Source organism: Amycolatopsis sp. NPDC028719 (assembly GCF_055565395.1).
The window spans coordinates 703,671-729,784 of the sequence record NZ_JBVHUL010000001.1; the positions used below are offsets into that span (position 1 = coordinate 703,671).

Consider the following 26,114-nt stretch of genomic DNA (forward strand, 5'->3'; position numbering starts at 1 on the left):
CCGGGCCGCGCTAGAGGCCGACGAACTCCGCCATCCGCTTCGCGGAGTGGGTGAAGAACTCGTCGGCGGGGTCGACGCTGCCGACGTACTGCCCGAACAGGTCGAAGTTGATCGCCCCGAAGAGCTGGGTCCACGCCATCAGCAGCCGGACCACGGTTTCGGGCCCGGCGATGATCCCGAGGGCCTTCGTGAGCGTCTCGGCCTGGGCGCGCAGCTGGGGCGGGACTTCGCCGTCGATGGCCCGCAGCTCGGTGTGGGTGAGGACCTTGACCAGGGCGAGCGCGACGCGGGCCGCGGGCGCGACGGTGTCTTGCGGGGCCTGGTAGCCGGGGATCGGCGAGCCGTAGATCAGCGCGTACTCGTGCGGGTGCGCGCGGGCCCAGTCGCGGGTCGCCTGCCAGATCGCGAGCCACCGGTCGCGCGGGGCGCCCTTGCCCGGGTCGGCCTGTTCGGCTGCCTCGCCGATCGCGTTGTAGGCGTCGACGATCAGGTCGGTCAGCAGCCGGTCGCGGCTGGGGAAGTACCGGTACAGCGCGGACGACACCATGCCCAGCTCCCGCGCCACCGCGCGCAGCGAAAGCCCGTGCGCGCCGACCTCGGCGAGCTGGCGGCGGGCCTCGTCCTTGATCTCCTGGGTGAGTTCGGCGCGGGCACGTTCGCGCGCGGTCCGGGTCGCGGTCATGGGGATCAGTGTGCCATGACGAGAGCGGCGCACAAAACAGAGAGCACCGCTCTTGACAATGTGCGGTGCTCGGGTGTTCACTGCTCTTAACCGAGAGCACTGCTCTCCCAAACTTCGGAGGACGTCATGACCGCCGCCCGCTACATCGAACCGAAGAAGTCGACCAACGCCTTCAACGAGGCCGTCGCGAAGCTGACCCGGATGGGTTTCAGCGTGTGGGGCAGCCGGGTGCTGACCGTCGTCGGCCGCAAGAGCGGCGAGCCGCGGTCGGTGCCGGTCAACCTGCTGACCGTCGACGGCGTGCGCTACCTCGTCGCCCCGCGCGGCGAGACGCAGTGGGTGCGCAACCTGCGCGCCGCCGGCCAGGGCACGCTGCGCGTCGGTCGTCGCGTCGAGGAGTTCACGTTCCGCGAGCTGGGCGACGACGAGAAGCCGGGCATCCTGCGCGCCTACCTCAAGCGCTGGAAGTTCGAGGTCGGCGTGTTCTTCGACGGTGTCGACGCCAAGGCGTCGGACGAGAAGCTGCGCGAGATCGCGCCCGGCTACCCGATCTTCGAGATCTTCACGAAGTAGGTTTGCGCCGCTTGGTCAGGTTCGCGGCGACCAGCACGACGCCGGCGAGGAACGCGACGAGCCCGATCAGGAACCACAGCTTCTGCCCGGTCATGAAGCTGCCGGTGATCACCCCGATGCCCTGCAGCACCCAGACGGCGCCGACCAGCACGAGCACGACCCCGACCGCGAAGGTGATCCAGCGCCTCATGCGGCCAGTCTAGGCAGGCCGGTCGCCCGGGACGAGTTCGTGCCGGTAGGCGTAGACCACGGCGTGCACGCGGTCGGGCAGCCCGAGCTTGCTCAGCACGCGGGACACGTGGGTCTTGACCGTCTCTTCACCGACGTGCAGCTGCCGCGCGATCTCCGCGTTGCTGCAGGCGTTGGCGATCAGCAGCAGGACCTCCCGTTCGCGGGAGGTGAGCCGGGCCAGCTCGGGCGGTTCGGCGGCCGCGGGCTCGAGCACCGACGCGAACTTCGCGACCAGCCGCCGGGTCACCGACGGGTCGATCAGCGCGTCGCCGCGCGCGGCCACCCGCATCGCCGCGACCAGCTCCTCCGGCGCGAGGCTCTTCAGCAGGAACCCGCTCGCCCCGGCGCGCAGCGCGCGGTAGACGTACTCGTCGGCGTCGTAGGTCGTGAGCACGAGGACGCGGGTGTCGTTGCCCGGCGCGGCGAGGATCGCTTCGGTCGCGGCGAGGCCGTCGAGGCGGGGCATCCGGACGTCGAGGACCGCGACGTCCGGGCGCAGGCGGGCGGTCTCGGCGACGGCTTCGCGGCCGTCGGACGCCTCGCCGACGCAGGTGAAGTCGGGCTGGGTGTCGAGGAGCGCACGCATTCCGGAGCGGAACATCGCGTGGTCGTCGGCCAGCAGGACGCGGATCATGTGCTCTCCACCGGAAAGGTCGTGCGCAGCTGCCAGTGCTCGCCGGTTTCGCCGTAGGAGACCTGGCCGCCGAACAGGGTGACGCGCTGGCGGATGCCCGTCAGGCCGCGGTGCGCGTGCTCCTTCCGGGTGGCGCGGTCCGGGCGCAGGCCGTTCGTCACCGTGAGCACGACTTCGGTGCGGCCGTGGTTCAGCTCCACTTCGACCGGGCCCTCGCCGTGGCGCAGCGCGTTGGTCAGGGCTTCCTGGACGATGCGGTACAGGGCGACGTCGAGCGAGCCGGGGAGCTCGCGGGGTTCGCCGCGCAGGGTCAGCCGGGTCGGCAGGCCGGCCGCGCGGACGGTCTCGACCAGCTCGTCGAGGTTGTCGAGACCGGGCTGCTCGGCGTTGGTCTCCGCGTGCAGGAGGTCGAGCAGGCGGCGCAGGTCGGCCATCGCGGACCGGCTCGCGGACTCGACCGCGCCGAGCGACTTGCGCACGGGCTCGACGCCGTCGGGCAGGCCGAGCCGGGCGGCGCCGGCGTGCACGCCGATGGCGCTGACGTGGTGGGAGATGACGTCGTGCAGGTCGCGCGCGATGGTCGTGCGCTCCTCGGTGACGGCCCTTCGCACGGCCTCTTCTTCGTGCTGGCGGCGTTCGTCCGCTTCGCGCTCGAGGTCGGCGATGTAGGCGCGCCGGGCGGTGGTGTACCGGCCGACCAGCCACGGCAGGAGCCCGCTGACGCTGACGCTGATGGCGGTCAGCCGCCAGTCGGACGCGGTGCGCCCACCGCCTTCGATGCACCCGGCGACGACCCCGGCGAGCAGGGCGAGGAGCGCGAGGACGGCGGGTTTCGGGCGCAGCCAGGCCCCGGCCCGGTAGCCGGCGATCAGGATGCCGGCGTTGTTCCCGGTGACGTATCCCTGACAGGTGCAGAGAAGGAGCGGCGAGCCGGCGAAGAGGAGGGCGTGCGCGAGGGCGACCCACCCGGAGTACCGCGCGGGGCCGGCGAGGGCGGCGTTGACGGCGATGCCGCCGAGCAGAACGGCCCAGGCGCGCCAGCCGGCTTCGCCGAGTGGGCCCCGGAGGGCGAAGAGGGCGGCGTCACAGACAACGCAGACCAGCGCGACCAGCAGCGACTGGCGCCGCAGGGATCCGCTGATGTCGTGCACACCCGCAACTGTGCCCTAGTCGGTGGGAGGGATGGGCGGAAACGCCCCGATGCGGCGGGAGGGGGACGCGGCACCGGGGCGCTCCCTGGCAGGAGAGCAGTGATCGGCCAGGCTCGGCCGGCTCCGCTCTCGCTGGGCCCAAGCGCCCCAATGTGGCGTTCGGTGCGTTGGACGCACCCAAGGCGGCCTTCGGTGCGTCAGACGCAACCAAGGCCACATTGGGGCGCTGGAGGTGGCCGGAGGTCGTGAACGACTCGTTCATCGCGCCTGGTGTCAGGAAAAGGTCGTTCATGACGTTCGACCAGGCGCCGCCGTCAGTTCGTGGGGCGGGTCGAGTAGTTGCCGCCTCGGCGCTGGCCCGGCTGGCGCTGGCCCTGCAGTGCCTGGCCCAGCGAGGTCGCCGTTGCCGTCTGGCCCTCGACCTTGGCCACCACTGTCACGTTCGCGTCGCCCTGCTTCACGTCGCCCGTCTTCTGGGTTGAGCCGTCGAGCGTGTACGTCTGCTTGTAGCCGTCCTTGCTCGTCAGCGTCACCGAGGTCGCGCTCAGCTCCGTGACGTCGCCCGTCTGGAGGCGCTCGGTCGTGTAGCCGCCGCTGCCGTCCGACACCACGAAGTCGCCGTGGAGTGCCTCGCGCAGCGCCGCCATTCCGCCGCCGAAGCCGTTTCCGAAGCCGCCGCCCGGGCCGCCCTGGCCGGGGAACCGGCCGCCGCCCGGGCCGCCGAAGCCGCCCGGTCCCTGCTGGGCCGCGTTGTCCGCGCTGCTGGTGCCCGCCCAGATCGCCGCGCCGCCGCCGGCCGCGATCACCACCGCGATGCCGGCCGCGATCGCCGTCTTCTTGCCGGACCAGCCCTTCTTCGGCGCGGCCGGGGCCGGGTCGCCCCAGTTCGCCGGGGCCGGCTGGCCGGCGGGGGCCGGCTCGCTCTGGGGCGGCGTGTTCGGCTCGGTCGTCATCGTGTCCTCCGGTGGTACCCACACTGGTCCAGCCCAGGTTCACCGCCGTGGCTGTGTTTGAGCTGTGCGGGGCGTCAGCACGCGCTGTGGCTCCCTTACCCGGACGAAGGACTCTCACAGGAAACGCACAGCGAGGTCACAGTGAGCACCGATGGGACGCCGAGAAGATGGCACTATGACCGCTATGAACGCCACGTCACCCGGCCCTGGCAAGGCCGACCTGCGCCGCGCCGACGGGAGCCCCGTCCGGGTCCTCGTCGTCGACGACGAGGCGACGCTGGCCGAGCTCGTGTCGATGGCCTTGCGCATGGAGGGCTGGGAGGTGCGCAGCGCGGGTGACGGCACGGAAGCCGTCCGGATCGCGCGCGACTTCCGTCCGGACGCCGTCGTCCTCGACGTCATGCTCCCCGACTTCAGCGGCCTCGAAGTACTGCGGAGAATGCGCTCCGAGGCGCCACACCTGCCGGTGCTCTTCCTGACCGCGAAGGACGCGGTCGAAGACCGCATCGCCGGGCTCACCGCGGGCGGCGACGACTACGTCACCAAGCCCTTCAGCCTCGAAGAGGTCGCGCTGCGCCTGCGCGCGCTGCTGCGCCGGGCCGGCGGGGTGACCGGCGCGAGCGGGTCGACGCTCGTCGTCGGCGATCTCACCCTCGACGAGGACAGCCGCGAGGTCCACCGCGGCGGCGACCTCGTGCCGCTGACCGCGACCGAGTTCGAGCTGCTGCGCTACCTCATGCGCAACCCCAAGCGGGTGCTCTCGAAGGCCCAGATCCTGGACCGCGTGTGGAGCTACGACTTCGGCGGCCAGGCCAACATCGTCGAGCTCTACATCTCCTACCTGCGCAAGAAGATCGACGCCGACCGCGAGCCGATGATCCACACCATGCGGGGCGCCGGGTATGTCCTCAAGCCAGCGGGCTGAACGGCTGCGGTTCCGGACGCGGCGGCCGTGGTCGTTGCGGCGGCGGCTGATCGTCCAGCTCGCCGCGCTGCTCGCGCTCGTGTGCGTCGTCGTCGGCGTGGTCACGGAGTTCGCGCTGAGCGAGTTCCTGGTGCGCCAGCAGGACGACCGGCTGAAGGCGGCCACCGACCGGGCCACCCACGGTGGCGTGCGGTCGCCGTGGGAGTACCCGGACGCGCCGCCGCCGGACCCGCTGCGGGTGCTGGGCCAAGGCGACGGCACGCTCGCGGTGGTCCAGAACGGCGCGCAGATCTCCGCCGGCGTGCTCGACTCGAGCGTCGGCTCGCCGTCGAAGCGCAAACCGCCGTTCAAGGGCATGCCCGTGGACCAGGCCTTGTTCCTGCTCGCGCTGCCGTCGGACGGCAAACCGCACAGCGTCGACCTCGGCGGCGCGCTCGGCGAATACCGCGTCGTCTCGACCGTGACGCCCACCGGCCAGCGCACGATCATCGGCCTGCCGCTCAGGGACGTCAACGAGACGCTCTGGCGGTTGGGGTTCATCCTCGGCGGCGTCGCGCTCGCCGGGATCCTCGTGGCCGGCGCGGTCGGCGCGGCGACGATCCGGCGCACGATGAAGCCGCTCGACCGCCTGGCCGCGACCGCGACGCGCGTCTCCGAACTGCCGCTCGACCGCGGCGAAGTCGCGCTGTCCGAACGCGTCCCGGAGGCCGACACCGACCCGCACACCGAGGTCGGCAAGGTCGGCTCGGCGCTGAACCGGATGCTGCAGCACGTCGCGAACGCGCTGACCGCGCGGCACGCGAGCGAGAACCGCGTCCGCCAGTTCGTCGCGGACGCGAGCCACGAGCTGCGCACGCCGCTGGCGGCCATCCGCGGGTACGCCGAGCTGACCCGCCGCGGCGGTGAGCAGGTGCCGCCGGACGTCGCGTTCGCGATGAGCCGCGTCGAGTCGGAGTCGCGCCGGATGACGACGCTGGTGGAGGACCTCCTGCTGCTCGCGCGGCTCGACTCGGGCCGCCCGGTGGTGCACGAGTGGGTGGACCTGTGCCGGCTGGTGGCCGACGCGGTCGCGGACGCGCACGTCGCCGGCCCGGGTCACAAGTGGCTGATGGACGTCCCGGGCGAGCCGATCGGCGTCCTCGGCGACGCGGGCCAGCTGCACCAGGTGGTGATCAACGTGCTGGCCAACGCGCGCACGCACACCCCGGCGGGCACGACGGTGACGACCACACTGTCCACTTCGGACGGAGTGGTCCGGCTCCGGGTGGCGGACGACGGCCCGGGCATCCCGCCGGACGTCCTCCCGGACGTCTTCGAGCGCTTCGCCCGCGGCGACAACTCCCGGTCACGGGCGGCGGGGAGCACCGGGCTCGGGCTGGCGATCGTGGCCGCGGTGGTCGCGGTGCACGGCGGCCGGGTCGGCGTGCAGAGCCGGCCGGGACGCACGGAGTTCGAGATCACCTTCGCGGAGGCCCCTGCCCCAGAGTGACGAAGACCACGCCGCCGAGTTGTCCACATCCCCCGAATTCCCTCCACAACGACGCATCTTTCGTAGAGAAAGTGGCGTTTGGGGGGCCGTCCCAGGGGGTCGGATGCACAGGGGGCGCACAGCTTCGGCACAAGTTCACCACATGCGGCCCCGGCACGGTGAACGTCATGACGACCACGCTGTCGGCGCCCGCGCACGCCCAGCCCGCTCCCGAAGCCGACCGGAAACCGCGGTGGGTCAAGCCTTCCGTCGCCGCTCTCCTGGCGGGCACCGGCCTGCTCTACCTGTGGGACCTGGCGAAAACCGGCTGGGCCAACGACTTCTACGCGATGGCCGCCCAGGCCGGCACGTGGAGCTGGAAGGCGCTGTTCTTCGGTTCGCTCGACCCGGGAAACGTCGTCACCGTCGACAAGCCGCCGTTCTCGTTGTGGGTCATGGGGCTGTCCGGCCGGCTCTTCGGTTTCTCGAGCTGGAGCTTGCTCGTGCCGAACGCGCTCGCCGGCGTCGCGTCCGTGGGCCTGCTCTACCTCGCCGTGCGGCGGCTGTCCGGTCCGGGCGCCGGCCTGCTCGCCGGGGCCGGGCTCGCGCTGACGCCGGTCGCCGCGCTCATGTTCCGCTACGACAACCCCGACGCCTTCCTCGTGCTGCTGCTCGTCGCCGGCGCGTACTGCGTCGTGCGCGCGCTGGAGCACGCGAGCACGAAGTGGCTGCTGCTCGCCGGGGTCGCGGTCGGGTTCGGCTTCCTCGACAAGATGCTGCAGGCCTTCCTCGTCCTGCCCGCGTTCGTGCTGGCCTACGCGGTCGCGGCCCCGACGTCGCTCGGGCGCCGGATCGGCCAGCTGTTCGCCGCGGCCGGCGCGGTGCTCGTCTCCGCGGGCTGGTGGATCGCCGTCGTCGCGCTGTGGCCGGCGGCGGACCGGCCGTACATCAGCGGCTCGACCGACAACACCGTGCTGGAACTGGCCTTCGGCTACAACGGTCTCGGCCGGATCTTCGGCGAAGGCCGGGGCGGCGGCGGGGGCGCGTTCACGCCACCGTCCGGAGCCGGCGGCCGCGGTTTCGGAGGCGGCTTCGGCGGCGAAACCGGCCTGACGCGGTTGTTCGGCGGCGAGTTCGGCGGCGAAGCCTCGTGGCTGCTGCCCGCCGCGGTGCTCGGCCTGGTCGCCGGATTGTGGTTCACCCGGCGCGCGCCCCGCACCGACCGGACCCGCGCGGCGCTGCTGCTCTGGGGCGGCTGGCTGGTCGTCACGACGCTCGTGTTCAGCTACATGAGCGGCATCATCCACCCGTACTACACGGTCGCGCTGGCCCCGGGGATCGCCGCCACGCTGGGGATCTCCGCGCGTGAGCTCTGGCGTGGCCGGGCGAACTTCGCGGCCCGCGCGGTGCTGGCCGTCATTCTCGCGGTCACCGCGGTCTGGGGCTTCGTGCTGCTCGCCCGGACGCCGGACTGGCAGCCGTGGATCCGCTACGCGCTGCTCGTGCTCGGCGCGGCCGGGGTGCTGGCGCTGCTCTTCGGCGCCGACCGGTTCCGGCGCTTCGGCCCGGCGGTGGCCGTGATCGGCCTCTGCGGCGCGTTGCTCGGGACGGCGTCCTTCACGCTGGCCACGGCGGCGACCGCGCACTCCGGCGGTACGCCGTCGTCCGGCCCGGCTGTCGCGAGTGGACGCGGGTTCGGCGACCGAGGCGGTTTCGGCGAGGGGCAGACCGACACCGCGGTGATCGACCTGCTGAAGAACACGACGACGAAGTGGGCCGCGGCGCAGAGCGGCGCGATGCAGTCGGCCGGGCTGGCGCTGTCGAGCGGACGGCCGGTGCTCGCGATCGGCGGCTTCAGCGGCAGCGACCCGGCACCGACGCTGGCGCAGTTCGAGCAGTACGTCGCCGCCGGCGACATCCACTACTTCGTCGCCGGTGGCCGCGGCGGCTTTGGCGGCGGCCGCGGCACCTCGGGGGAGATCCAGACCTGGGTCGAGCAGAACTTCGCGCCGCGGACGGTCGGGAGCACGACCATTTACGACCTCACAAAATCTGTCGGTTGATCGAAATGCCGACCATTGTTTCCGGCGTGTTAACAGTCGAGGAATCATTCGCGGATCGGGGGCTCGTGCGATATCGGCGGAGGCGTACACCTGTTCGATCGCAGTCTTGGGGAGTGACGCATTCCGAACGATTGTTCACTTCCGGGGAATAGCGCTCGGTGATGATCACGGCGGGACGTAACGACGAGGGACTACAGCCCGTGCAGCTGCACGGGCTCACAACCGCGATCTTGGCCGGGCGGCCGACAGAAAGCCGGTCGTCGAGGACCGTCGAAACCGTCGATGACGCTGGTTGGCCCGGCCGGGGATCACTCGTTTGGCCGCAGGCCCCAGCCATTGTGGTGATCTTGGGGCCCTCGCTAGGCTCTCCGCCGGGTGAGGGACAAGGGGTAGCCGATCCGGTGCGCTGAGGGACCGGATCTCACTGGGTGTGGGTGATCCCTGTCCGCGTTCTCTCATCCGTGACCCGATCAGGCGCGTCTGGAAGAGGGCAGCGATGACTGTGCGCTTTCGGCGCCGCAACACTCCACTTCCCCCGCCTTTTGGAGTTTCGCTGTGACTTCCCGCCCCCGCCGGCTGACGGTGCTCCTGACCTTGCTGACCCTCGCCGCGGTCACCGCGCTTTCCGGCTGCAGCGACAGTTCCGCGAGCGGCAGCGGCGACAAGATCACCCTCGGGTTCAGCGCCTGGCCCGGCTGGTTCCCCTGGCAGGTGGCGCAGGAACAGGGCCTGTTCGCGAAGAACGGCGTGAACGTCGACCTGAAGTACTTCGACAACTACACCGACAGCATCAACGCGCTCTCCAGCGGGGCCATCGACGCGAACAGCCAGACCCTCAACGACACGCTCTCCTCGGCTTCCGGCGGCGCGAAGCTGTCGATCGTGCTGGTGAACGACAACTCCACCGGCAACGACAAGATCATCGCGCGCGACGGGATCACCGCGGTCGCCGACCTCAAGGGCAAGAAGGTCGCGGTCGAGCAGGGGACGGTCGACCACTACCTGCTGCTGCTCGCGCTGCAGGAGGCGAAGCTGACCGAAAAGGACATCGAGCTGGTCAACCTGCCGACCGACGCCGCGGCGGCCGCGTTCGTCGCCGGCCAGGTCGACGCGGTGGGCGCGTTCGCGCCCTTCACCTCGAAGGCCCTCGAGCGCCCGGGCAGCCGCGCGATCTCGACGTCGGCCGAGTTCCCGGGCGCCATCCCGGACCACCTCGTCACGTCGCAGAAGCTGGTCAAGGACCACCCGAAGGACGTCCAGGCGCTGGTGAACACCTGGTTCGAGACGCTCATCTGGATCAAGAACAACAAGGACGCGGCCGTCGGGATCATGGCCAAGCGCGGCGGGGTCTCCGACGCCGACTACAAGTCCTACGACGCCGGCACCACGATCTTCACGCGCCAGCAGAACATCGACGCGTTCACGCCCGGCGTCACCGCGCAGCACCTCGACTTCCAGGCGAACAAGATCGTCGACTTCATCGTCGGCACCGGGCTCGCCCAGCAGCGGCCGTCGCTGGACGGGCTGTTCGACGACCAGTTCGTGAAGGCCGCGCCGCAGTGACCGGTCCGACCCAGCGCACCACCCCGGCGGTCACGGACGGCGACCGGGCCGCCGAGGCGCTCGAGGCCGAGCAACGGCTCGCCGAGGAGCAGGAGGCCGGCCGGGGGCGCCCGGCCTGGGCGCCGCTGCCGCGCCGGGCCGCACCCAAGGCCGCGTCGCCGCTCTTTTCGTTGCGCACGCCCACTTCCGCGCCGACACGCTGGACGCTGGCGGTGCTGTCGTTCGCGATCCCGTTCCTCGCGTGGATCGTGCTGAGCCTCAGCGGGGTCGTCGACTCGACCTTCCTGCCGTCTCCGGCCGCGGTGGTCAAGGCCGGGGCGGACATGGCGAGCACCGGCGAGCTCTTCGACGACCTCTGGGCGACGACCCAGCGGGTGCTCGAAGGCTTCGGCCTCGCCGTGCTGGTGTCGGTGCCGCTCGGCATCCTGATGGGCGCGTTCACCGCGGGGCAGGCGTTCTTCGAACCGCTGATCGGGCTGCTGCGCTACCTGCCGGCGAGCGCATTCATCCCGTTGCTGATCATCTGGCTCGGCCTCGGGGAGCCGTCGAAGATCGCCATCCTCTTCATCGGGACGGTCTTCTTCAACACGCTGATGACCGCCGACGTCGTCCGCGGCGTGCCGCGCGAGCTGCTCGACGTCTCCTACACCCTCGGCGCGCGCCGGGGCGAGGTGCTGCGCAAGATCGTCGTGCCGCATTCGCTGCCGGGCATGATCGACGCGATCCGCGTCAACGCCGCCGCGGCGTGGAACTTCGTGGTCGTCGCCGAGCTGATCAACTCCTCGGCGGGCCTCGGCTACCGGATCGTGCGGGCGCAGCGGTTCCTGCAGACGGACAAGATCTTCGCCGTGCTCGTGGTCATCGGGATCGCCGGGCTGGTCATCGACGTCCTGCTGCGCCTGCTGCGCACGCGCGTCGGGAAGTGGGCGGCATGACGCTGGAACTGCGGAACGTCGCGAAGGACTACCGCGTCCGCGGCCGGGTGACGCGCGCGCTCGACGGCGTCGACCTCGAGGTGCTGCGTGGCGAGTTCGTCTGCGTCGTCGGCGCGAGCGGCTCGGGCAAGTCGACGCTGCTGTCGCTGGTGGCCGGGCTCAGCCGGCCGACCGAGGGCGAGATCGTGCTCGACGGCGTCCCGGTGACCGGCCCCGGCCCGGACCGCGGGCTCGTCTTCCAGGCCGGCGCGCTGTACCCGTGGCGCACCGTCGAGAAGAACGTCGCGTTCGGACTCGAGCTGCTGCCGGTCGACGCGGCCGAGCGCGCCAAGCGCGTGGACTGGTACCTCGCCGAGACCGGGCTCCACGCCGTGCGCAAGTCGCTGCCGAAACAGCTTTCCGGCGGCCAGAAGCAGCGCGTCGCGATCGCGCGTGCGCTCGCCTGTGAACCGGACGTCCTGCTGCTGGACGAACCCTTCGGCGCCTTGGACGTCCAGACCAAAGAGGACATGCAGGTGCTCATCCGCCAGGTGTGGGCCGACACCGGCACCACGGTGCTGATGGTCACCCACGACGTCGAGGAAGCGGTGTTCCTGGGCGGCCGGGTGGTGGTGCTCGCCTCCGACCCCGGCCGGATCGCCGCCGACGTCGAGGTGACGCTGCCCGCCGAGCGGGACCTGGCGGTGAAGCGCGAGCCGCGGTTCCTCGCGCTGCGCGCCCGGATCGAGGACCTCGTCCGGGAGCAGCACCGCGGCCACGTCGGCCGGGTGGCCGTGGACGGGTGAGAACGGAAGACGGGAAGGTGCGGGGATGAGGCACGGCAGGGCGACCGCGGACCGGGCGGGCGGCGGGGGACTCCTCGCCCGGCTCGGCATTCGCGGCAAGCTGAACCTGCTGCTCCTGCCCCCGTTGGCCGCGGTGGTGCTGGTGTCGGTGCCGTTCGTGCTGACCCAGGCGAGCAGCGCGGCGGCCGCGACGCAGTCGGCCACCGTGGCGCGCCAGGCCCAGCAGCTCGGCGGGCTGGTGTGGCAGCTGCAGCGCGAGCGGCTGCTGACGGGCGCGTTCGTGGCGACGCCGTCGGCGAGCCCGGACCAGATGCTCCAGCAGCAGAAGGTGGTCGACCGGACGATCGGCGAGGTCCGCGCGTCACTGGGTGACGACGCTCCCGACGAGCTTTCCGCGGCGCTGACCCGGATCGGCTCGCTCGGCGAGCTGCGGCAGAACGCCGCGAGCCGCGGCGTCGCGCTCGACAGCGTGGCGCGCACCTATCACGCCGTGATCGACGCGGTGATCGACTCCCTGCGCCTGGTCCCGCAGCTCACCAGCGACGCCGAGGGCACCCGGGAGCTGACGGCGCTGGACGCGCTGCTGCGGGCGAACGAGGAAAGCTCGCTGCGCGCCATGGCCCTCATCGTGACCGCCGTGTCGCCGGAAGCCGGCCGGTCCATCCTGGACGACGCGACCCAGCAGGTGCCCATCTTCATCGACCGGTTCGTCAAGCAGGGCGACGACGGTGACGACAGCGAGCGGGCCGCCCTGGTCGTCCGGGTCGAGCAGAGCGACGCCGGCCGGCGCATCGACGACCTGGCCGCCCAGGTCGGCAACCCGCGGGACGCGGCGGGCACCACTCGCTACGTCACCGACGTGCTCGCCGCGGCGGAAAGCCATGCGGGACAACGGAAGATCGTGCAGGAGCGGGCCACCGGCGAGATCGCCGGCTCGGCGACCGGACGAGCCGACGCCGGCACCCGGCTGGCGTGGCTGGTCGGCGTCGGCGCGGGCCTGCTGTTCCTGCTGGTCGCCTTCCTCGCCGTCGCGGTGTCCCGGTCGATCGCCCGGCCGCTGCGGCGGCTGACCACCGCGGCGACGTCGGTCGCCGACCTCGCCGGCACCGAGCTCGTCCGCGTGACCGACACCGAGGAAGCCGAGGAGCAGGTGCCGCGGCTGGCCACCATCGACGTCGTCTCGAGCGACGAGCTGGGCGAGCTGGCCGCCGCGTTCAACCGCGTCCAGACCACCGCGGCCGAGCTGGTCGAACGGCAGGCGCTCACCCGCCGCAACACCAGCCTGATGTTCGCGAACGTCGCCAAGCGCACGCAGAACCTGGTCGGCCGCCAGCTGGCGCTGATCGACGAGGTCGAGCGCAACGAGCAGGACACCCGGCTGCTGGCCAGCCTCTACCGGCTCGACCACCTCTCCACCCGCCTGCGCCGCAACGCCGACAACCTGCTCGTGGTGTCCGGGACGCGCGACGAGACGCGCATCGCCGGCCCGATCGAGCTGTCCACGGCGCTGCGGTCCGCGCTCGCCGAGATCGAGGACTACCAGCGCGTCAAGCTCGGTGTCATCGCGGAGATCCTGCTGTCCTCGGCGCTGGGCGCCGACCTGGTGCTCGTGTTCGCCGAGCTGCTCGAGAACGCGACGTCGTTCTCGCCGCCGGGCTCCGTGGTCGAGGTCGACACGATGTTCCTCGCCGACGGCGCCTGCCTGGTCAGCATCGTCGACCACGGCATCGGCATGACCGAGCAGAAGTTCGCCGAGGAGAACCAGCGGCTCGTCGAGCGCGAACGGCTCGAGCTGGCGCCGACCAGCGTGCTCGGCCTGTTCGTGGTCGGCCGCCTGGCGCGGCGCCACGACCTGGGCGTCGAACTGCTCGCGACGCCGACCACCGGCGGCGTGACCGCGCGGCTGACGATCCCGTCGTCGCTGTTCAGCCACCGCGCGGGAGTGCGCGTGAAGCCGGTGCCGGTGATCCCGGCGCAGGCCGTGCCCGAGGCGCGCCCCGCCGAAGCCGTCGCGGTGTCCACATCGGACCACTCGCCGCCGGTCCCGCTGCCCTCGCCGGCGATCCCGGCGCTCCTCGGCTCCCGCGCCGGCTTCCGGTGGTTCAACCAGCTGGAACCGGTGTGGCCGGACGCCGAGCCGGACGTCGTGGCCGAGCAGGAGGCGCAGAGCCGGGGCGGGCTCAAGCGGCGCGTGCGCGGTGCCCAGCTGCCGAGCCCGGGCACCACCGCGCCGGTGTCGCCGGAGCCGCGGCACGACCCCGAGGCGGCCAAGACCGCCATGGACGGGTTCCAGGACGCCTTCGTGCGGGCCGCCGAGGTCTCCGCGCCGGCGAGCGACGGCGCGTCGCTGCCGGTCCGCGTGCCCGGGGGCTCGGCGATGGCCGCCGAAGCTCCGGTGCCGGCGCCGCGGACCGTCGTCCCGGAACCCGTGCCCGTCCCGGCCGGGATCCCGGCCGCGCCGCAGTCCCGGGACGGCCTGGTCCGCCGGGTTCCCGGGGCCCAGCTCGCCCCCGGCCTGCGTCAGCAGGCCGCCGCGGGCCGGCCGGCCGCCCGGCCCGGCGTGGACCGCGGCAAGCGCGACCCGGCGGCCGAGCGGGCGGCGTTCGACTCGTTCGCCGCCGGCCTGGCCAAGGCGGACGAGATGACGGCGGACAGCCCGCCGCGAGGCGTGGTCGCCGGTCGTGTGACGGAACGAGAAGAAGAGAGCAGGAAATGAGCATCCCCGCAGCTGGTGTCAGCGTCGAAGCCCAGAACTTCAACTGGCTGGTGAGCCGCTTCGCGCAGCACACCGCGGGCGCGATCGCCGCCATCGCGGTCTCGGCCGACGGCTTGCTGATCGCGGTGTCCTCGGAGCTCGAGCGCTCCAACGCCGACCGCCTCGCCGCGATCTCGTCCGCCATGCTGGGCCTCGCCCACGGCGTCTCCGAAAGCCACCCGCTCGGCTCGCCCGACAAGGTGATCATCGAGCTGCAGCACGGGTACCTGCTGGTCTGCACCATCAGCATCGGCTGCTCGCTGGGCGTCCTGGCCAACAAGCAGGCCAGCCTGGGCACGATCGCCTACGAGATGGCCATGTTCGCCAACCGCGCCACCGAAGTCCTGACGCCGGGCCTGATCGAGGAGCTCAAGAACACCGTGGGGTCGTGATGACCGAAGAACCTTCGCTGCTGCGGCCGTACCTGATGACATCGGGGCGCGCCCAGCCGGTCGACCAGAGCCTCGAGATCGAGGCGCAGGTCATGACGTCCCGCCTCGGGGCGGCGTCGCACCCGAAGCTCACGTTCGAACGGCAGGAGATCGTCTCCCTCTGCCGGAGCACCGTGTCGGTCGCCGAGGTGGCCGCCGTGCTCGGCCTGCACATCGGCGTCGCCCGGGTGCTGGTGGCCGACCTCGCCGAGCAGGGCTACGTCGTCGTCCGGCGGCCGGCGAGCAACTCGCACGACCTCGGCATGATCGAAAGGGTCATTCGTGGACTCGAAGCCATTCACTGAACCGGCGGCCCGCCCGCCGGCCCCGGTCAAGATCGTCATCGCGGGCGGCTTCGGCGTGGGCAAGACGACGGCGGTGTCGTCCATCTCGGAGATCAAGCCGCTGACGACCGAGGCGGCGATCACGTCGGTGGCGGCTTCGGTCGACCGCACGGGCCACGTCCCGGGCAAGACCACGACGACGGTCGCCCTGGACTTCGGCTGCATCACGATCGACGACGAGGTCAAGCTGTACCTGTTCGGCACGCCCGGCCAGGACCGCTTCGGCTTCATGTGGCAGGACCTGGTCCACGGCGCACTCGGCGCGCTGGTGATCGTGGACACCCGCCGCATGGACGACTGCTACCCGGCGGTCGACTACTTCGAGAACGCGGGCCTGCCGTTCGTGGTGGCGGTCAACATGTTCGACGGCTCGCTGGGACACAACCTCGAGGACGTGCGGTGGGCACTGGCGGTGAGCGAGGACGTCCCCCTGATCACGTTCGACGCACGGGAGCGGCTTTCGGTCCGGGACGCCCTGCTGGCGGTCCTGCACAACACGTTCAAGAAGGCCCGCGCCCAGGCGGGCGCGGGGGCTTGAAGGCCCGCTGGCCCACCGAGAGTTCTCGGCGGCTACACTGATCCACGGACCCCGCGCGGCGTCCACCCTGTGAACCTCCCCAGGGCCGGAAGGCAGCAAGGATAAGCAGGCTCTGACGGGTGCGCGGGGTCCCCTTCTTTTCGGCTCCGGCTCTCGGGGCTTCGCCCCTTCGCCGGGCCTTCACTTCGTCCTTTTGCCCGGGGGCCGAGCCCCCGGACCCCCACGGTGCCTCTGGTGCGCCCTGGGTGGTCTGCCGTGGCCGCCTCTGGCGTGAGCTGGGTGGTCTGCCGTGGCCGCCTCTGGTGGGAGCTGGGTGGTCTGCCGTGGTCGCCTCTGGTGGGAGCTGGGTGGTCTGCCGTGGCCCTCGCCCGGCTTGGGTGGGCTTCTTCTCAGAACAGGCCCAGCACGTCTTCCGGGGGCTGGGGTGACGGTGGGCGGTCGTCGTCGGTTATCGGGGTGGCCCTGCCTGCCAGCTTTCGCAGCTCCGCGCCCTCCACGCACCTCGTCGGGAACGCCGCCGAGGCCGTCCGGCGGGCGAGCTCCGCCGTCGGCAGCGGTGAGGCCGAGGCTGCGAACACCAGGTTGCCGAAGCGGCGGCCCTTCAGCACCGCCGGGTCCGCCAGCACCAGGACCTCGGGGAACACCTCGCGCAGCGTCGCCAGGAAACGGCGGGCGAACGGGAGGCCCGCGCCGTCCGTGATGTTGGCCAGGTACGTCCCCGGCGGCCGGAGGATCGCCGCGATCGCCCGGGTCGCTTCCAGTGTGGCCAGGCCGCCGGCCAGGGTCGCTCGCTCGAACGCGTCGACCACCACCAGGTCCGCCGTGTCCTCGCGTCTCGTCGTCAGCCCGGAACGGCCGTCCGTCACCCGGACACGTACCCCGGGCACCCGCAGCCCCAGCTGGGCGCGGACCAGCTCGACCAGCTCGCCGTCGGCGTCGAACACCAGCTGCCGCGACCCCGGCCGGGTCACCGCCACATAGCGCGGCAGCGTGCATGCCGCCCCGCCGATGTGCAGCGCGTCCAGCGGGCCCGGCGGCAGCTGGTCCACCACGTCGCCGAACCGGCGGACGTAGTCGAACTCCAGGCTGGCCGGGTCGTCGAGGTCGACGTACGACTGGGCGACGCCGTCCACCGACACCAGCCAGGCGTTGCCGCGGTCGACGTCGCGGAGGAGCTCCGCCGTCCCGAACCTGACCGGGTACCGCCCGGGCACCGGACCGGGCTTTCGCGTGCGGCTCACGGAGTCCGAGGTTATCGGAAACATTCCGACCGGCCCGCCGACAAGGGAGCGGAACGATCATCGATCGAGGGGGTTTTTGCGGGCGAACGCAGTACCGGCGACGAAGTCCGCCGCGCAGCAGGCGCTGGACGGCACCGTCGCCGATGTCCGTGCGTTCCTGGCCACGGGTCAGTACGTCGCGCGGACGCACGACCTGCGCATCCGGGTGGCGCAGACGCTGTCGGAAGGGCCCGAGGTCACGGCGGTCGCGCAGGGCGTCCTGGACGGCCCGGACTCGTACCTGCAGCCGTACCTCGACAACGACCTGGCCAAGGCGCGGGCGCGCGACGCCTTCACCGCGGAGCACGTCGCCAAGGTGAACGCGCTCCTGCTCCAGCTGCCCTGACCCGCACGGCGAAGGTTGTCGGAGGTCCCCGGTAGTCTCGCGGCGTGGCTCTAGCGCTGTACCGCAAGTACCGTCCGGCAACCTTCGCCGAGGTCGTCGGGCAGGAGCATGTGACCGAACCCCTCCGCACGGCGCTGTCCGCCGGGCGGATCAACCACGCCTACCTCTTCTCCGGCCCGCGCGGCTGCGGCAAGACGTCCAGCGCGCGCATCATGGCGCGCTCGCTGAACTGCGCCAAGGGACCGACGCCGGACCCGTGCGGCGAGTGCAACTCGTGCAAGGCGCTCGCCCCCGAGGGGTCGGGCAGCGTCGACGTCACGGAGCTCGACGCCGCCAGCCACGGTGGCGTCGACGACGCCCGCGAGCTGCGCGACAAGGCGTTCTACGCGCCGGCCGAGTCGCGGTACCGCGTGTTCATCATCGACGAGGCGCACATGGTCACCACGCAGGGCTTCAACGCCCTGCTGAAGATCGTGGAAGAGCCGCCCGAGCACGTCATCTTCATCTTCGCGACCACCGAGCCGGACAAGGTGCTGACCACCATCCGCTCGCGGACGCACCACTACCCGTTCCGGCTGATCCCGCCGGGCGCGATGCGCACGCTCCTGGAGAGCAACGTCGCGGCCGAGGGCGTCGAGGTCGAGCCGGCGGTGTACCCGCTGGTCATCCGGGCCGGCGGCGGTTCCGCACGCGACACGCAGTCGGTGCTCGACCAGCTGCTCGCCGGCGCGGGCCCGGACGGCGTTTCGTATTCGCGCGCGGTGGCGTTGCTGGGTGTCACGGACGTCGCGCTGATCGACGACATGGTGGACGCGCTTTCGACCGAGGACGCCGCGACCGTGTTCGGCACGGTCGAGAAGGTCACGGAGGCCGGGCACGACCCGCGCCGGTTCGCGACGGACCTGCTCGACCGGCTGCGCGACCTGGTGCTGCTGCGCGCGGTGCCGGATTCCGCGGGCGGACTGGTGTCGGCGCCGGAAGAAGAGCTGTCGCGGATGGTCGCGCAGTCGGAGCGGATCGGCCTGGCGACGCTCTCGCGCTACGCGGACATCGTCCACAATGGACTCCTGGAGATGCGCGGGGCGACGTCGCCCCGGCTGGTGCTGGAGCTGTTGTGCGCGCGGATGCTGCTGCCGTCGGTGACGGAGGCGGAGAACGCGCTGCTGGCCCGGCTCGAGCGCCTCGAACGCCGCGCGACGCTGGCCGGTGGCGGTGGCGCGCCCGCCGAGGGTGGCGTGGAGCCGCCGATGCGGGCGGCGGCGCCGGATCGGGCGTTTTCCCGGCCTTCGCAGCGCTCGGCATCGGCCGGCCCGGCGCCGGTCGCGGCCCCGGAGCCCGCTCGGGCCGAGCCGGAACCTGCTGCGCCGGCAAAGCCCGCGGACGGCGGCTGGGGCACTTCGCGCACGCCCGGCGGCGCCGCGGCTGCAAGCGCCGATGCTTCGGCGGGGTCTGGCGCTCCGGCGAGCCGGAGCGCTGATGCTGGCTGGGGCGCTTCGCGCACGCCAGGCGGCGCCGCGCCGGCTCCCGCGGCTGCGGGCGCCGATGCCTCGGCACCGGCGGCCCGTCCCCCTGCTGCGGGCAACTCCGCCCAGTCCGCGGACGGCGGCTGGGGCACGCCACGCACCCCGGGCGGCGGCACACCCGCCCCGGCCGCGGCAAGCGCGCCGGAAACCGGCGGCCCCGCTCCGGCGGCCACTTCGGCACCCGCGGCGGCCCCGGCGTCCGGTGGTCTGGATGCCGCCGCGATCCGGAACGTCTGGCCGCAGCTGATGACCGCCCTGCGCAAGTTCACCGGCGGCCGGAGCCTCGAGGCGATGCTCACGCAGGCCACGGTCGCGACCGTCGAGGGGCACGCCCTCACGCTCACCCACAAGTCCGAACCGCTGGCCCGCCGCCTGTCCGACCAGGACAACGCGCGCAAGATCGCCGGCGCGCTGGCGGACGTCGTCGGGGGTGAGTGGCAGGTCCGCTGCGTCCACGGCAACGCCCCGGCCGCGCCCGCCGCGCGCGCGCAGCAGGCCGCGCCCGCGCCGGAACGGTCGTTCACCCGGCAGTCGGCGGCTCCGGCCCCGGCGGCCGCGCCCGCCGAAGCGCCCGCCCGCCCCGCCCCGGCGCCGGCCGCACCCGCCCGGCCCCGAGTGACCACGGCCGAGCCGGACATCCCGCTGCCCCCGGAACCCTCCGACGAGGACGACGAGGACCTCTACAACGAGGACGCCAGCCCCGCCCCGCCACCCCCTCCGCCCCCGCCGGACCAGGACCCGGACGAGCTGGCCCGCAAGCTGATCTCCGACCACCTCGGCGCCCGCCCGCTGGACTGAGCAAAGTCCGTGAATGTCGCATTGAGGGACTTGAAGTCCCTCAATGCGACATTCACGGCTTTCAGCACCCCTCGGGCCGATCCACGTCTGCTCAGGAAGCCAGGTAGGCCTCGATCGCCACCGCGATGGCCGACGCGTACTGCTGGCGGCCTTCCGCGCTGGTCATCCGGGCGGCCTCCGCCGCGTTGCGCATGTTGCCGCACTCGACGAGCACCGACGGCCGCGTCGAAAGGTTCAGGCCGCCGAGGTCCGCGCGGGCCGAAAGGCCGTTGCCGCCGATGTAGTTCGACGTGCTGAAGCCGCTCGTGCGCAGCGTGTCCCGCACGGTCTGCGCCAGCCGCGTCGACGGCGGCCCTTGCGCGGCGTTCAACGGCGGCGACGAGTACGCGACGTGGAAGCCGTTCGCGCCGGCCGCGGTCGAGCCGTCCGCGTGGATGGAGACGACGGCGTCGGCGTTCGCGTCGTTGCCGATCGCCGCCCGCTTGTCGACGCAGGGGCCGACGCCGGTGTCGTCCTGTCGCGTGTAGACGACGCGGATTCCCTTGGCCGTCAACGCTTTCCCGACCCGCTGGGCGACGTCGAAGGTGAACGCGTGCTCGGGGTAGCCGGCGTTGGTCGCGGTGCCGGTCGTGTTGCACGGCTTGGTCTGCCCGCGCCCCGCGGGCACCTGCCGGTTGATCTCCGCCGGGTGCGCGCCGTTCCCGCCGTTGTGGCCGGGGTCGAGCACGACGACCTTCCCGGACGCGGCCGGCGGCGCGGCGGCCGAGGACGGCGGCGGGGAAGGCGACGGGGGCGGTGTCACGGTCGTCGGTGCCGGCGTGACCGTCCGGGTCGTCACGGGAGCGGGCGCGGGAGCGGGAGCTGCCGGGGTGTCTTCTTCGCAGCCGGTGAGCAGCAGGGCACCGGCCAGCAGGAGGGGGACAATCGCGCGTCGCACGGCGACCACGGTGCCACACCCCGGGCCCACCCGTGGCGCGACTACCCTGGCGGAGGACACAGGCGTGCAGAGAGGACCGAGTGCGATCATGGTGCAACCCGGCGGCGGCTTCGACATTTCCCAGCTGATGCAGCAGGCGCAGCAGATGCAGCAGAAGCTCGTCGAGGCCCAGGAGGAGCTCGCCAACACCGAGGTCACCGGCACGGCCGGTGGCGGGCTGGTCACCGCGACCGTCTCCGGTGACAGCCAGCTGAAGAGCCTGCAGATCGACCCGAAGGTCGTCGACCCGGACGACGTCGAGACGCTGTCCGACCTGATCGTGGCGGCGGTCCGCGACGCGTCGGCGAGCGCGCAGAAGCTCACCGAGCAGAAGCTCGGCCCGCTGGCCGGCGGCCTCGGCGGCGGTGGCGGCATGCCGGACCTCGGCGCCCTCGGCTTCGGCGGCTGACGAACTTGTACGAAGGTGTCGTCCAGGACCTGATCGACGAGCTCGGGCGGCTGCCCGGGGTCGGGCCGAAGAGCGCCCAGCGGATCGCGTTCCACCTGCTGGCCGCGGACCCGGTGGACATCTCGCGGCTGCAGGACGTCCTCGGCAAGGTCAAGGAGGGCGTCCAGTTCTGCGAGGTGTGCGGCAACGTCTCCGAGCAGCAGAAGTGCCGCATCTGCCGCGACGAGCGCCGCGACCTCACGGTCATCTGCGTGGTCGAGGAGCCGAAGGACGTCCTGGCGGTCGAGCGCACGCGCGAGTTCAAGGGCCGCTACCACGTCCTCGGCGGCGCGCTCGACCCGTTGTCGGGCATCGGGCCGGAGCAGCTGCGGATGCGCGAGCTGCTCAAGCGCATCGGCGAGGCGGACATCACCGAGATCATCATCGCGACGGACCCCAACACGGAGGGCGAAGCGACGGCGACGTACCTGGTGCGGATGCTGCGCGACTTCCCGGGCCTGAGCGTGACGAGGCTGGCGTCGGGGCTCCCGATGGGCGGTGACCTGGAGTTCGCGGACGAGCTGACGCTCGGGCGCGCGCTCTCGGGCCGCAGGGTGCTCTAAGCGACGTCGAAGCGGCGCAGGTCGTAGAGGTCCATCAGCCTGATCACCTTGTTCGCGTACTCCGGGTCGGTGGCGTATTTCCGCGCCACCGCCCGGATGAACGCGTCCGGGTCGTCGCGCACCGGCAACGCCGCCGCGTAGTTCGACGACGTCGTCAACAGCCGCCCGTAATCGCGGAACGAGTCGAAAACAGACGCGTACGACCGGAAAAACGCATCCACCGGATGACACGGCGCCGGAATGCACTCCGTCGTCGGATACCGGGCACACCGCACCGCGATGGGTCCCGGGCTCGTCGGCGTCACGCACTTGAAGCCGAAGTGGTTCAGCTCGGCCGTCGACAGCTTGCTGCGGCCCCAGTTCGACTCCAGGATCGACTGCGCCACCGTCACCGAGGCCGGGATGTCGTACACCGCGTGGATCGCGCGCGCGATCGGGCCCGCCTCGCCGACGTACGCCTCCTGGAAGCCCGAGGAAAGCGCCGCGTCACGCACCGACGCCTGGTCGATGGGCGGCGGGACCACCGCCAGCAACGCCGCCAGTCCGATGTGGATCATGGCGACACTCTGCCCGGCTCACCCCCGGAGAAACCCGAGGTCACCCGAACGAAGGACTCAGCAGTAGCCGAGCTGCGCCAGCGTGTCCACGACGATCTCGGACGGGTGGTACTTGTCCATCCAGGACTCGCCGCGGCGGTTCTGGTACGTGTCGAGGAAGTTCTGCAGCTTGTCGCCGCGCATCTCCGTCAGCACCACCGTCTCGCCGAGGTGCTGCGGCGTCTCCGTGCGCTCGCGGTGCACCGCGCACGGCAGGCCGAGGTAGTAGCACTCCGCCGAAAGACCACCCGAGTCGGTGACGACGTACTCGGCGCGCGCCACCAGCGGGAGGAACTTCAGGTAGCGCATCTTCGGCTGGACGATGAACTGGTCGTCGAAGATGTTCCCGATGCCCAGCGCGCGGATCTTCTCGCGCTCCGGCGCCCCGGCCATGTACAGGATCGGCATCTTTCGGCTCTGCTCGCGCAGGATCTCCAGCGCCTCGCGGTACTTGTCTGGGCGCGAGACCAGCTCGAAGCGGTGCAGCGTGGCCAGGCCGAACTTCTCCGGCAGGTTCGGCACGTCCAGCGGCTGGTTGATCGCCAGCCGCATCGCGTCGATCGCCGTGTTCGCCTCGGTGTCGACGACCACGCCGCGGGCGTTGCGGAGGTTGTTCACCTCACGCGCGCTCGGCGCGAAGTGGATGTCGACGATCTTCGCCGCGATCTTGCGGTTGAGCTCCTCCGGCAGCGGCGACAGGATGCTGCCCGACCGCGCGCCCGCCTCGACGTGCCCGACGCGGGACTTGAGGATCCGCTTCCCGATCAGCGAGCCGTACGGCGTGGTGAACGTGTCGCCGTGCACCAGCACCAGCGGGGGACGGCCGTCCTCGGTCAGCGCGGCGCGCAGCTCGTGGCGGCGGCTCCACGCGGTGCGCATGACCTGCGCGGCCCAGCCCGGCACCTGCGCCGGCGACTCGAGGTTGTGCGCCTTCTCCTCCGGCACCAGCCAGACGTCGGGCGCCGGCATGTCCAGGTCCGCGAGGACGTCCGCGACCTCGTCGACGTGCTGCGCGGTGAACCAGATCTTCGGCCGCATCCCGCGATCGCGGATCCCGTGGTAGACCGGCGCGATCTTGATCAGTTCCGCGGTGGTGCCGAGAATGAAGGAAATCACCGTGAAGGCCCATTTCTGGTCGGGTGCGGTGGCGCAAGGATACTGGCCGACCCGCCGCGGGGGCCGCCGGGTAGCCTCGGCCCGGTGAGTGCGAACCCGCTCCTCCCCTCGCTCAGCGTCGTGATCCCGGTCTGCAACGAGCAGGACTGGATCGAACGCAGTGTCGGCGCGCTGCTCGCCTCCGCGACGGAGGCCAGCTGGCCGATCGAGGTCGTCGTCGTCGACGACGGCAGCACGGACGCCACCCCCGCGCGGCTCGACGAGCTGCGCGAACGCCACGGCATCACCGTGCTCAGCCAGGCCAACTCGGGCCGCTTCGAGGCGCGGCGGGCGGGGATCGCCAAGGCCGCCGGGAACCAGATCCTGCTGCTGGACAGCCGGGTCGTCGTGGACATCGGCGCGCTGACCTTCCTGCGCGACCAGCTGGTCGACCACCCCGAGCGGACGGTCTGGAACGGCCACGTCAACGTCGCTTCCGAAGACAACCCGTACGCGGGTTTCATGGCCGGGCTGGTGAAGATTCCCTGGCGCCGGTACTGCGCGAATCCGCGCCTGATGTCCTTCGGCATCGAAGAGTTCGACCTGTTCCCGAAGGGCACCGGATTCTTTTCCGCGCCGCGCGCGGTTCTCGAGTCGGCTTCGGACGCTTTCGTTTCCCTGTTCGACGACGTGCGCTTCGCCAGTGACGACACCGGTGTCCTGCGCTGGATCGCCGAGCGGCACCGCATCTTCCTCGCGCCGGAGTTCTCCGCGACCTACCACGGGCGCGAGAGCTTCAAGAAGTTCGCCGCCCAGGCGTACTTCCGCGGGACGACCTTCGTGGACTCCTACCTCGGCTCGCCGGGCCCGGCCCGCAACGGCCTGTTCGCCGCGTTCGGCGTCGGTGTGCTCGGCCTCGGCCTCGCGCTGCGGAAGCCGAAGACGGCCGTGGTGCTCGCGGCCGCCGGGTCGGCCGCGGCCGGGGCGGCCGTGACGCGCTTCGGCGCGACGAACGCGGAGGCCAAGGCCGTCGCGAAGCTGGCCCCGGTCTTCGGCGCCGGCTTCGGCGCCGGTGCCGTCCGTGGCCTCGTCATGGCGCTGCGTGCCCACCGGCGGCGGGGACGATGAGCTCACCGGTGACCCACGAGTCCGACGAAGCCGACGGGCGCAGCCTGGCGAAGGAAACCGGGCGCTCGGCCGGCAAGATCGGCATCTCGCTGCTCGTCGCGATCGCGCTCGGCTACGTGCTGACGCTGGTCGCCACCCGCTGGCTCGGGCCGGAGAACAGCAAGGTCTACCTGTCGTTCTGGGGCATCCTGATGGGCCTCGGCAGCGCGCTGTCCCCGCTGGAGCAGGAGCTGTCCCGCCAGTCCGCGGTGGCCGCGCTCGACGGTGGCAAGGCCGGAAAGCCCGCGCTGCGCGCCCTGACCGTCGGGGCCGCGACCGTGGCGGTCGTCGCCGGGCTGACCCTGGTCGTGCCGGTCCTCTCGGACCGGCTGTACGCGGGGAACACCGCCCTCGGCGTCATCGTGCTCTGCGGGGCGGTCGCGTTCGCCTGCCAGTTCGCCGCCCGCGGCCTGCTCGTCGGGCAGCAGCGGATCAAGCCGTACTCGGGGCTGGTCGTCGCCGAGGCCGCCGTCCGCGTGGTCGTCCTGTTCGGGATCGCCGCCGCCGGCCTCACCGGCGTGACGTCGTTCGCGGTCGCGGCCGCGACCGGCTCGTTCGCCTGGCTGCTGTTCGTCAAGCCGGTCTCCGGGCTGGTCGACCCGCACGCCGACGGTGAAGGCTGGGGGCCGGTCACCGCCCGGATCCTGGTCCTGCTGACCGGCGCCGCGCTGACCGCCAGCGTCATCACCGGCTACCCGGCGATGGTCAGCCTGCTCGCCCCGGGCGGCTCCGACGCCGACGTCGGCGTCCTCTTCGCGACGCTCACCGTGTCCCGGGTGCCGCTCCTGCTGCTTTCCCCGCTGCAGGCGCTCGCGGTGCCGACGGTCGTCCGGCTTTCCGGCACCGAGGAGGGCACACGCCGGCTGCGGCGGCTCCTCGCGCTCGGCGCGCTCGGCACGGTCGCCCTCGGTGTCGTCGGCGCCCTGGTCGGCTGGCTGATCGGACCGTGGCTGGTCTCGCTGCTCTACGGCTCGGACTTCGTCGCCCGGGGCTGGTGGGTGGCGTGGATGGTGTGGGGCGCGGTGCTGCTCACCGCGCTGCAGCTGATGACGGCCGTGCTCGTGGCCCGCAAGGAGGCGAGCAAGGTCCTCGTCACCTGGGCCGTGGTCGCGGTCGCGACGGCGGCGACGCTGCTGCTCGTGCCGGGCGACCCGATCCTCAAGGCGGTCGCCGGGCTGGCCGGGGGGCCCACGCTGGGTCTCGTGGTCGTGTTGATGTTCGTCTTGCGACGTCCGGGCAACGTGCGGCCCGCCCCGGACGTCCCAGTAGGGTGACCCCGGCCGGACCGGGG

Annotated in this window: 26 protein-coding genes and 1 other RNA gene; 18 read left to right on the forward strand and 9 right to left on the reverse strand. The window is 72.0% G+C overall.

Annotated features, from left to right (window positions below; translation table 11 throughout):
* Positions 1-10: 10 nt before the first annotated feature.
* Positions 11-682, reverse strand: coding sequence for a TetR/AcrR family transcriptional regulator (locus ACZ4TR_RS03490; protein ID WP_364512817.1), 672 nt, complete (start codon positions 680-682; stop codon positions 11-13).
* Between the two features lie 126 nt (positions 683-808).
* On the opposite strand from ACZ4TR_RS03490, the gene ACZ4TR_RS03495 reads away from it, so the two are divergent.
* Positions 809-1,255, forward strand: a complete 447-nt coding sequence (locus ACZ4TR_RS03495) for a nitroreductase family deazaflavin-dependent oxidoreductase (protein ID WP_364512814.1) — start codon at positions 809-811, stop codon at positions 1,253-1,255.
* Here the strand turns inward: ACZ4TR_RS03495 and ACZ4TR_RS03500 are convergent.
* The 4 genes from ACZ4TR_RS03500 to ACZ4TR_RS03515 form a co-directional block, all read right to left on the reverse strand.
* On the reverse strand, positions 1,245-1,445 hold the full coding sequence (locus ACZ4TR_RS03500) for a hypothetical protein (protein WP_286001196.1): 201 nt from the start codon (positions 1,443-1,445) through the stop codon (positions 1,245-1,247). The two genes, ACZ4TR_RS03495 and ACZ4TR_RS03500, sit on opposite strands and share 11 nt — an antisense overlap.
* A 9-nt stretch (positions 1,446-1,454) precedes the next feature.
* Positions 1,455-2,120 (reverse strand): response regulator transcription factor, encoded by a 666-nt coding sequence (locus ACZ4TR_RS03505; RefSeq protein ID WP_364512811.1) that lies wholly within the window; start codon positions 2,118-2,120, stop codon positions 1,455-1,457.
* The gene (locus ACZ4TR_RS03510; RefSeq protein ID WP_364512808.1) at positions 2,117-3,271 is read right to left on the reverse strand and encodes a sensor histidine kinase; all 1,155 of its coding nucleotides are present in this window, start codon (positions 3,269-3,271) and stop codon (positions 2,117-2,119) included. Before ACZ4TR_RS03510 ends, ACZ4TR_RS03505 begins: the two co-directional genes overlap by 4 nt.
* A 314-nt stretch (positions 3,272-3,585) precedes the next feature.
* The gene (locus tag ACZ4TR_RS03515; RefSeq protein ID WP_465285591.1) at positions 3,586-4,224 is read right to left on the reverse strand and encodes a hypothetical protein; all 639 of its coding nucleotides are present in this window, start codon (positions 4,222-4,224) and stop codon (positions 3,586-3,588) included.
* A 175-nt stretch (positions 4,225-4,399) separates the two neighbouring features.
* Between ACZ4TR_RS03515 and ACZ4TR_RS03520 the strand changes: the two genes are divergently transcribed.
* The 11 genes from ACZ4TR_RS03520 (at position 4,400) to ffs (ending at position 16,169) form a co-directional block, all read left to right on the forward strand.
* Complete coding sequence (locus ACZ4TR_RS03520; protein WP_043776006.1) at positions 4,400-5,149, forward strand: response regulator transcription factor; 750 nt, start codon at positions 4,400-4,402, stop codon at positions 5,147-5,149.
* The gene (locus ACZ4TR_RS03525; RefSeq protein WP_465285592.1) at positions 5,127-6,638 is read left to right on the forward strand and encodes a sensor histidine kinase; all 1,512 of its coding nucleotides are present in this window, start codon (positions 5,127-5,129) and stop codon (positions 6,636-6,638) included. The genes ACZ4TR_RS03520 and ACZ4TR_RS03525 overlap by 23 nt, the downstream gene beginning before the upstream one ends.
* Before the next feature lie 167 nt (positions 6,639-6,805).
* Entirely contained in the window at positions 6,806-8,680 is a 1,875-nt protein-coding gene (locus tag ACZ4TR_RS03530; RefSeq protein WP_465285593.1) for a glycosyltransferase family 39 protein, read from the forward strand.
* A gap of 555 nt (positions 8,681-9,235) precedes the next feature.
* Positions 9,236-10,243, forward strand: a complete 1,008-nt coding sequence (locus ACZ4TR_RS03535) for an ABC transporter substrate-binding protein (protein WP_465285594.1) — start codon at positions 9,236-9,238, stop codon at positions 10,241-10,243.
* Entirely contained in the window at positions 10,240-11,178 is a 939-nt protein-coding gene (locus ACZ4TR_RS03540) for an ABC transporter permease (RefSeq protein ID WP_465285595.1), read from the forward strand. The genes ACZ4TR_RS03535 and ACZ4TR_RS03540 overlap by 4 nt, the downstream gene beginning before the upstream one ends.
* Positions 11,175-11,963: an ABC transporter ATP-binding protein gene (locus ACZ4TR_RS03545; RefSeq protein ID WP_465285596.1), complete on the forward strand. Its 789-nt coding sequence runs from the start codon at positions 11,175-11,177 to the stop codon at positions 11,961-11,963. Before ACZ4TR_RS03540 ends, ACZ4TR_RS03545 begins: the two co-directional genes overlap by 4 nt.
* 25 nt (positions 11,964-11,988) lie before the next feature.
* A complete protein-coding gene (locus ACZ4TR_RS03550; RefSeq protein WP_465285597.1) occupies positions 11,989-14,679 on the forward strand; it encodes a sensor histidine kinase in 2,691 nt (896 codons plus the stop codon).
* A complete protein-coding gene (locus ACZ4TR_RS03555; protein ID WP_284747416.1) occupies positions 14,676-15,110 on the forward strand; it encodes a roadblock/LC7 domain-containing protein in 435 nt (144 codons plus the stop codon). The genes ACZ4TR_RS03550 and ACZ4TR_RS03555 overlap by 4 nt, the downstream gene beginning before the upstream one ends.
* Entirely contained in the window at positions 15,110-15,454 is a 345-nt protein-coding gene (locus tag ACZ4TR_RS03560; RefSeq protein ID WP_364512978.1) for a DUF742 domain-containing protein, read from the forward strand. Before ACZ4TR_RS03555 ends, ACZ4TR_RS03560 begins: the two co-directional genes overlap by 1 nt.
* The gene (locus tag ACZ4TR_RS03565; RefSeq protein WP_364512783.1) at positions 15,432-16,031 is read left to right on the forward strand and encodes a GTP-binding protein; all 600 of its coding nucleotides are present in this window, start codon (positions 15,432-15,434) and stop codon (positions 16,029-16,031) included. The genes ACZ4TR_RS03560 and ACZ4TR_RS03565 overlap by 23 nt, the downstream gene beginning before the upstream one ends.
* A gap of 43 nt (positions 16,032-16,074) precedes the next feature.
* An RNA gene (ffs, locus tag ACZ4TR_RS03570) (signal recognition particle sRNA small type) lies at positions 16,075-16,169 on the forward strand.
* A 251-nt stretch (positions 16,170-16,420) separates the two neighbouring features.
* On the opposite strand, the gene ACZ4TR_RS03575 is transcribed toward ffs, so the two are convergent.
* The gene (locus tag ACZ4TR_RS03575) at positions 16,421-17,296 is read right to left on the reverse strand and encodes a spermidine synthase (RefSeq protein ID WP_465285598.1); all 876 of its coding nucleotides are present in this window, start codon (positions 17,294-17,296) and stop codon (positions 16,421-16,423) included.
* A 52-nt stretch (positions 17,297-17,348) separates the two neighbouring features.
* Between ACZ4TR_RS03575 and ACZ4TR_RS03580 the strand changes: the two genes are divergently transcribed.
* On the forward strand, positions 17,349-17,657 hold the full coding sequence (locus ACZ4TR_RS03580) for an ALF repeat-containing protein (RefSeq protein WP_465285599.1): 309 nt from the start codon (positions 17,349-17,351) through the stop codon (positions 17,655-17,657).
* Positions 17,658-17,701: 44 nt separating this feature from the next.
* Positions 17,702-19,978: a DNA polymerase III subunit gamma and tau gene (locus tag ACZ4TR_RS03585; RefSeq protein WP_465285600.1), complete on the forward strand. Its 2,277-nt coding sequence runs from the start codon at positions 17,702-17,704 to the stop codon at positions 19,976-19,978.
* A gap of 91 nt (positions 19,979-20,069) precedes the next feature.
* On the opposite strand, the gene ACZ4TR_RS03590 is transcribed toward ACZ4TR_RS03585, so the two are convergent.
* Positions 20,070-20,924, reverse strand: a complete 855-nt coding sequence (locus tag ACZ4TR_RS03590; protein ID WP_465285601.1) for an N-acetylmuramoyl-L-alanine amidase — start codon at positions 20,922-20,924, stop codon at positions 20,070-20,072.
* A 79-nt stretch (positions 20,925-21,003) separates the two neighbouring features.
* Here ACZ4TR_RS03590 and ACZ4TR_RS03595 point away from each other — a divergent pair, with 79 nt between their 5' ends.
* Positions 21,004-21,363: a YbaB/EbfC family nucleoid-associated protein gene (locus tag ACZ4TR_RS03595; protein ID WP_155549341.1), complete on the forward strand. Its 360-nt coding sequence runs from the start codon at positions 21,004-21,006 to the stop codon at positions 21,361-21,363.
* 5 nt (positions 21,364-21,368) lie between these two features.
* Positions 21,369-21,965, forward strand: a complete 597-nt coding sequence (recR, locus tag ACZ4TR_RS03600) for a recombination mediator RecR (protein WP_328612972.1) — start codon at positions 21,369-21,371, stop codon at positions 21,963-21,965.
* Here recR and ACZ4TR_RS03605 read toward each other — a convergent pair.
* Together ACZ4TR_RS03605 and ACZ4TR_RS03610 are read right to left on the reverse strand one after the other, a co-directional pair.
* Positions 21,962-22,522, reverse strand: a complete 561-nt coding sequence (locus ACZ4TR_RS03605) for a glucosaminidase domain-containing protein (RefSeq protein ID WP_465285602.1) — start codon at positions 22,520-22,522, stop codon at positions 21,962-21,964. The two genes, recR and ACZ4TR_RS03605, sit on opposite strands and share 4 nt — an antisense overlap.
* A gap of 57 nt (positions 22,523-22,579) precedes the next feature.
* Positions 22,580-23,677 (reverse strand): UDP-N-acetylglucosamine 2-epimerase, encoded by a 1,098-nt coding sequence (locus ACZ4TR_RS03610; protein ID WP_364512770.1) that lies wholly within the window; start codon positions 23,675-23,677, stop codon positions 22,580-22,582.
* A gap of 84 nt (positions 23,678-23,761) precedes the next feature.
* Here ACZ4TR_RS03610 and ACZ4TR_RS03615 point away from each other — a divergent pair, with 84 nt between their 5' ends.
* Both ACZ4TR_RS03615 and ACZ4TR_RS03620 read left to right on the forward strand, forming a co-directional pair.
* The gene (locus ACZ4TR_RS03615; RefSeq protein ID WP_465285603.1) at positions 23,762-24,784 is read left to right on the forward strand and encodes a glycosyltransferase family 2 protein; all 1,023 of its coding nucleotides are present in this window, start codon (positions 23,762-23,764) and stop codon (positions 24,782-24,784) included.
* Positions 24,781-26,097 (forward strand): polysaccharide biosynthesis protein, encoded by a 1,317-nt coding sequence (locus ACZ4TR_RS03620; protein WP_465285604.1) that lies wholly within the window; start codon positions 24,781-24,783, stop codon positions 26,095-26,097. The genes ACZ4TR_RS03615 and ACZ4TR_RS03620 overlap by 4 nt, the downstream gene beginning before the upstream one ends.
* The last annotated feature ends 17 nt before the right edge of the window (positions 26,098-26,114 follow it).